The 6,626-nt window shown below is 62.8% G+C and carries 7 protein-coding genes; 1 reads left to right on the top strand and 6 read right to left on the bottom strand.

Annotation, left to right across the window (positions count from 1 at the left end):
• Window positions 1-91: 91 nt before the first annotated feature.
• The 6 genes from NUV89_RS26520 to NUV89_RS26495 all read right to left on the bottom strand — a co-directional run bounded on the left by NUV89_RS26520 (window position 92) and on the right by NUV89_RS26495 (window position 5,620).
• The gene (locus tag NUV89_RS26520) at window positions 92-1,024 is read right to left on the bottom strand and encodes a pyridoxamine 5'-phosphate oxidase family protein (RefSeq protein WP_257783648.1); all 933 of its coding nucleotides are present in this window, start codon (window positions 1,022-1,024) and stop codon (window positions 92-94) included.
• A gap of 79 nt (window positions 1,025-1,103) precedes the next feature.
• Entirely contained in the window at window positions 1,104-1,988 is an 885-nt protein-coding gene (locus NUV89_RS26515) for a LysR family transcriptional regulator (protein WP_257783647.1), read from the bottom strand.
• Window positions 1,988-2,896 carry a LysR family transcriptional regulator gene (locus tag NUV89_RS26510; protein WP_257783646.1) on the bottom strand — a complete coding sequence of 303 codons (909 nt, stop codon included), beginning with the start codon at window positions 2,894-2,896 and terminating at the stop codon, window positions 1,988-1,990. The genes NUV89_RS26515 and NUV89_RS26510 overlap by 1 nt, the downstream gene beginning before the upstream one ends.
• Before the next feature lie 2 nt (window positions 2,897-2,898).
• Window positions 2,899-3,534: a glutathione S-transferase family protein gene (locus NUV89_RS26505; RefSeq protein ID WP_257783645.1), complete on the bottom strand. Its 636-nt coding sequence runs from the start codon at window positions 3,532-3,534 to the stop codon at window positions 2,899-2,901.
• A 620-nt stretch (window positions 3,535-4,154) separates the two neighbouring features.
• Window positions 4,155-4,946 carry an iron export ABC transporter permease subunit FetB gene (fetB, locus tag NUV89_RS26500; RefSeq protein ID WP_017737204.1) on the bottom strand — a complete coding sequence of 264 codons (792 nt, stop codon included), beginning with the start codon at window positions 4,944-4,946 and terminating at the stop codon, window positions 4,155-4,157.
• Entirely contained in the window at window positions 4,943-5,620 is a 678-nt protein-coding gene (locus tag NUV89_RS26495; RefSeq protein ID WP_257783644.1) for an ATP-binding cassette domain-containing protein, read from the bottom strand. Before NUV89_RS26495 ends, fetB begins: the two co-directional genes overlap by 4 nt.
• A 161-nt stretch (window positions 5,621-5,781) precedes the next feature.
• Between NUV89_RS26495 and NUV89_RS26490 the strand changes: the two genes are divergently transcribed.
• Entirely contained in the window at window positions 5,782-6,495 is a 714-nt protein-coding gene (locus NUV89_RS26490; RefSeq protein ID WP_257783643.1) for a hypothetical protein, read from the top strand.
• The last annotated feature ends 131 nt before the right edge of the window (window positions 6,496-6,626 follow it).

Here is a 6,626-nt window from a genome sequence, read left to right as displayed (position 1 = left end):
CGCGAGCAAGCCCGCTCCCACAGTTTGAATTGCGAATACCTTCAAATGTGGGAGCGGGCTTGCCCGCGATGGCGCCCTCACAGGCAACCCCCTACCAACGCCCCGTCGCCAGGCTGAACGGCGAAAACTGCGCAAACTGCCAGCGCAACGCCAACGCCGCCGGGCGCCAGACCACCTGCTCCACCGTTACCGTCCACAGCCGCTGCGCGCCCTCGAACTCGGCCACCTGCGGCCCGCTGAGGATCAGCTCCGTACGCCCGGCCACCTGCAATACATCCCCCGACTCAAAATCGATAAACAACAAACCCGCCACCGGATTGAGCTGCAAATTGCCCAAGGTGTTGAAAAACAGGTTGCCGGCAAAGTCGGGAATGGTCAGCACATTGCCCTCGACCCGCACAAAACCGCTATTGCCACCACGATGGGAGACATCCACCGAACGTTCGCCGTCGGTGTCCACATAGCTGGCGACGAAGAACGTGTCGGCGTTGCGGATCAGTGTTTGCGCCGCTTCATCCAGGCTGCCTGCGCGCTCGACCTGCGTGCCGGGTTTACGCGCAATCCCGTCCACCGGGCGCAGTTGGATGTACTTGGGGCAGTTGCCAAACGTCTGCACCACCTGCACCGAGAACCCCTCATGATCGAGGGCAACCACCCGGCCATTCATGCGGTTGCGCCGCCGGGTGTTGAGGTCGATCCCCAGCACGCCCACCGCAGCGCCATCACGCAAGCCAGCACGGGCGGGGTCGCTCAGGGAGGGCTGGCTATCGACCTGTAGCGTCTGCGGGTCGGGCGAATGGGCAAACCCGGGCGCGCCTTCCACCAACGTGGCCCAGGGAGTGCCCCTCTCGTCCACCACGCCAAGCAGCAGGTAGGGCAGCAGCGGATAGAAATCGCGGTGCTGCTCGGGCAAGTGATCGCGGATCACTTTCGGCCCGACCACCGCCATACGCTCGGCCACGCCTACCGCAGCTTGCAGCTGCCGCTCGCCGGCATGCCAGGGAGATTGTTCGATCAGGTTCATGGCGACCACCTCAGGTTGTAGGCCCCCATGCTGCGCCCTGCCCCGCAGCGAGAGAATCACCACGCCCGGCAATCCACTATTACGCCAGCTGAAATGCCGGATGGGCGCGCAGTGCCGCGACACAGTGCTCGACAAAGCTGCGCACGCGCATCGGGGCGTTGCGGCCTTCGCGGTACACCACATGGATTGGCATGGGTGGCTGTTCATACGCCTGCAATACCCGGCGCAGTCGCCCGCTGAGCAGATGCTCGTGCACCGGGTAACTCAGGCAACGCACCAACCCTGCGCCGTGCACCGCCGCGTTGATTGCGCCTTGCACGGTGGTGCAGCCCAAGCCCACATGGGCCTTGAAGGGATAGCCGTGGAAATCCCAATCCACTTGTTCGGCCTGGGCGATCAGGCGATGGTGCTGGAGATCCTTTGGATGCAGGGGTTCGCCGTGGGCCGCGAGGTAGCCGGGGCTTGCGCAGAGCATCTGCCGCACCTGCCCCACGGGCCGGGCGATCAGTGACGAGCTGGGCAGTTCACCGACGAGGATCGCCACGTCCAGGCCCTCTTCGTGCAGGTTCGGGTAGTAGTCGTGGTAGTGGGCGTCGAGATGCACCTGGGGATAGCGGTCCAGGTAGCTGGCCAACACGGGCGCCATCACATAACCGCTGAACAGCAACGGCAAGAACACCCGCAGATTGCCCTGAGCCTGCACATGCAAGCCCAGGGCCGAGGCTTCGGCGGCGTCCACCGCCGCCAGCAGGCGCAGGCAGTCAGCCAGGTAGGCGCGGCCCACTTCGGTGAGGCTCACGCCCCGCGTGCTGCGCGCCAGCAATGGCACACGCAGGCGCGCTTCCAGGCGGGCAACCGCGCGTATCAGGGTCGGGCCCGACACTTGGGCCGCACGCGCCGCCGCCGCCAGGCTCGGCTGCCCGGCCAGTGCGGCAAACCGTTGCATGTCGCGAAAGTGCTCCATCAGCCGCGCCGGTTCAAGGCCGCATCCTGGCCCAGGCGCGCGCTGAGAAAATCGACAAAACTGTGGACCTTCGCCGGCACGCGCGCGCTCTTCTGGAACACCACCTGGATCGGCAGCGGCGGCGGTTCAAAGCCTGCGAGGATAATCTCCAACTCCCCCGCCGCCACCGCTGCCGCCACTTGATACGACAGCACCCGCGTCACGCCCCAACCCTGGCGCGCGAGGTTGATCGCGGCGTTATTGGCCGTGACCACCAGGCGTGGTTCGATGGGCACGGTCAGCGCTTGGCCGTGTTCAACAAAGGTCCATTCATTCACACGTTGGCTGGCGGAGGTGGTGGCGATCTTCGCCTCACGCAACTGCGACGGGTGCTCGGGACGCCCGTGCTGGTCGAGATAACCCGGGGACGCACACACCACCCGCCGCACTTCACCGACCTTGATTGCCTGCTGCCCCGGCTCATGCAGGTGGCCGATACGCACGGCCACATCGACGCCTTCGTCATGCAGGTTGACCACGCGATCCACCAGCAAGGCATTGATCGTTACCAACGGAAAACAGTCGAGGAACGCCCCCAACGCCGGCGCCACATACAGCTCGCCAAACAGCACTGGCGCGGTCACCGTCAAGTGCCCGCAGGGGATCGAATAGCTGCCCGCTGCCGCCTCTTCGGCTTCGTCGAGTTCGGCGAGGATGCGCCGGCAGTCTTCCAGATAACCCTGGCCGGCTTCGGTCAGATGCAGACTGCGAGTGGTGCGTGCCAACAGTTGGGTGCCGATGCGTTGCTCCATGGCGGCGATGGCCCGCGTCACACTGGGCGGCGAGGTGTTCAAGCGGCGCGCGGCAGCGGCAAAACCGGCTTCTTCGGCCACCGCGAGGAACACCTGCATTTCGTGGAATCGGTCCATCGTCACTCCTTCTGTTGCAAACCCGCCGCCGTGCGCGGCATGCCGACAAACCCCGGCAACGCCTCGATGCTGGCCAGCCAGGCGCGCACTAGAGGGTAGTCGGCCAGCGACACATTGCCTTCCGGCGCATGGGCGACGTAGGTGTAGAAAGCGATATCGGCGATGCTCGGCTGCTCACTGGCGAGGAAGCGGCTGTGGCTCAGTTGCTGTTCCACCAACTGCAGCAAGCCATGGGCGCGGCTGATGGCGTTGACGGTATCGACCTCGGCACCAAACACCACTGCCAGCCGCGCAGACGCCGGCCCCACATGCAACTGACCCGCCGCCGCCGACAGCCAGCGCTGCACACGAGCCTGACCTACCGGGTCGCTGGGCAGCCATTGGCCTTGGCCGTATTTGCTCGCCAGGTAGACCAGGATCGCATTGGAATCGGCCAACACGGTGCCGTTGTCATCAATCGCAGGGACTTGGCCAAAGCTGTTGATCGTGGCGAGAAAATCCGCCGCCTTGTGCGCGCCTTGCTTGAGGTCCACCAGGATAAATTCCGTGGGTAAGCCCAGCAGGGACAGCATCAACTCCACCCGATGGGAGTGGCCGGACAGCGGGAAACCGTAGAGTTTGATCGCGGGCTGGGACATGACAGGCTCCAAAACAAGGTTATCGACGCCGGCCATGGTCCACCGCTGCAGTGATCGTTGGAATCACCAGGATTCACAATCCAGCATTTCATCAGTTGAAACAATCACGATAACGGACCTGACAAAACCTGAAGCTTTGGTCCTGGTCCTGGCTCTGGCTCTGGCTCTGGCTTTTCAGCTTTTGATCTTAGGCGCCCCGTTAAACACGCTGGCCGGATTTCGGCATGGATTTGGGGGGTAAACCGGCAGGGATGCCGGTTTAGCCGCCCCGCGCCATGGATGGCGCGTGGCGGCGGCCCCCCAAATCCATGTCGGATTACGGGCATGCCGAGCCTAGGCGAGGCACCGAGTGTTGGGGCAAGAGCCCTTTGCTTACTTTGGGCTGGGCCGGCACTCCGGCTTTTCCAAAGTGAGCCGCCGTAAGGGCGGAACCATAAGCCGCCGTTACCCAAATAACGGATATGTACTCCGCCCAAAAAGCCTCAGCGCCCAACCCATAGCTATCGCAGGCAAGCCAGCTCCCACATTAGGCCGGCGTACACCCGATGAGACTTGGCCGCCTGCCACAGAGCCTTCGCGAGCAAGCCCGCTCCCACACAAAGCCATCACCCACAGAGATGTCAGCGCTCTTCGAGACGCTCGCGCAAAAACCTGTGCCCCACCGAAAACAAGCGCCGATACGTCAACAACACCGCCCCCACCGTGCCCAATGCCGACGACGCGGCAATCAAGAACATAATCACGATCTGATAGCGCACCGCATCCACCGGGCTTTCCCCCGCCAGTACCTGGCCGGTCATCATGCCGGGCAGGCTGACGATGCCGACCACGGTCATCTGGTTCAGCGTCGGGATCATCCCCGCGCGTACCGCCTGGCGAATGGCGTCCTGCGCCGCCTCCCAGCGTGAGCCGCCGAGGGCGAGGATCATTTCGATGGTGTTGCGCCCCGAGGTCAGTTCCTGGGTCATGCGTTCTATGCCCAAGGACACGCCGGTCAGGGTGTTGCCGAGGATCATCCCGAGGATCGGAATCGCATACTGCGGCTCGTACCACGGGTGGATGCGGATCACCGCAAACAGCCCCACCGCCGTCACCAGCCACGAGCTGCCCCACACCGACAAGATGCTGTCGACCCGCTGCCCCTTGTACGTGCGCCGCCCACGCCCGGCGGCGGAGATGCCGGCGATCAGGGTCATGGCGCACATCAACGGCAGCACCACGTACCAGTAGGCAAACTCGAACACCCAACCCAGCAGGTAGCCGATGGCCAACAGTTGCACCACGGTGCGCACCGCCGCCCATAGCAATTGGCGGCCCAGGCCCAGGCGCAGGAGCAGCGACAACGCGCCGTTGACCAGGATCAGCGAGGCGGCGATGCCCAAATCGAGGGCGGTGAGGTTCTGGTAATTCATGGTTGGGCGACTCCATCCAACACGCCGGCACTCATCTGCAAGTGGATGTCGCTCATGCGCCGGGCCTGGTCGAGGTCGTGGGAGACCCAGATGCAGGCACGGGATCTGTCGCCGGCGAACCAGGCGTCGATCAGCGCTTCCACTTCGCGGGATGACGTGGGGTCGAGGGCGGCGGTGGGTTCGTCGAGCAGCAAGACTTCGGGGTTCAGTTGCAGGGTGCGGATCAGCGAGACCACCTGGGATTCGCCGCCGGACAGGTCCGCAGCGCTTTTTGCCAGGAAGTCCGGCGCCTTGCCGGCGTGGCCCAGGAGGGTGGTGACGGCGGCAAGGTCGAAACTGCGTTTACGCGAGGTCTTGAGGCTGAACGGAAAGCGCAGGTTGTCTTCCACCGTGCCTTCGAGCAACGCCGGGCGCTGGGACAGGTAGCTGATATGGCAGCGGTAATGGGGAATCTCGGCGTTGCTGATGGGCTGGCCGTTCCACAGGACTTGCCCGGAACTGGGCGCATCGAGCAGGGCCAGGGCACGCAGGAAGACACTTTTGCCAGAACCGGAGGAGCCGGTGATGGACACGCGGTCGCCGGCGTTCAAGGTGAAATCGGTGGGCTGGAGCAAGGGCACGTGGCGGCGCTCGTCCATGCGCGTGAGGGCGCGGGTTTCGATCAGTGCGTTCATGGACGCGGGGCTTCCCTGGGACTGGTTGGGCGCAATGGTGAAGCAGGAAGGTCGCCGGGGTCCAGCGTTTGGGGAATCATTAGTACCGCCGCATTCGTGAGCGACCTGGGCATCCTCAATGGCGCTCGCTAGACTCCCCGTTCCCAGAAAAAGGACACCCCATGGACGCTCAGGAAAACACCAATGCCGCCGTCTCGAAGACGCGCGCCGCATGGCTATGGAAGGCGGTAAAACTTGAAAGCTTGCCAATCATGGTGCTGTTGTTCGCGCTGTTTTACTCAAACGGCTACGCCTACCTCGAGACCTATTACGGTGGCCTTGGAGCGCCGATCAATCGGCTGGGCTTCGATACCTATCAGTTTGTGGTATTCGGCGGAATGGACATGCTGGTCAAATTCTCCGCGTTGCTCATTACCTGTTCGGCTGTTGCGTCGCTCGTCTGCTTAATGTCTTTCACGGAAGATCCTGACCGGGTATTACCCACCACCACACTCGCCCCTACAACTGCCCGCTACCGCTGGGTACAACGCATGGGCAAAAACTACACAAGAGCCAAGCCGCTGATTCTTGGTACGTTCCTACTCACCTTTCTTGCAATTGCCACGTGGGCCCTGTGGACGCTAACGTTCTCTCAGTCGATCGAGCGCGGCAAGCTAAGAGCGTATGAAGAAATTCGTGATTGCAAACCCGAAACGGTCCAGCTAAAGAATCTGGACCGTATAACTGGCTGCATCGTCGGCGAAAGCGACGACATGCTTTATCTGGTGGAAAAGCACAAGGAGAGTGCCGAAATCATGTACGAGAAACGCCAGGTTTCCAAAGACAGCATAAAATCCACCAACGGCCCTCAATTGACACTGAAAAAACCAGGCTAGCTCGTAAGCAGGCACACTGAACTGGCTCGCAAACCGGGCGCTATCTGCCGGGTAGCGACGATCAAATGTGGGAGCGGGCTTGCTCGCGAAAGCGGAGTGTCAGCCACTACATCTGCTGCTGATCCACCGCA

Source organism: Pseudomonas sp. 18.1.10 (assembly GCF_024655625.1).
GTDB lineage: Bacteria > Pseudomonadota > Gammaproteobacteria > Pseudomonadales > Pseudomonadaceae > Aquipseudomonas.
This window is presented reverse-complemented; position numbering and strand designations above follow the sequence as displayed.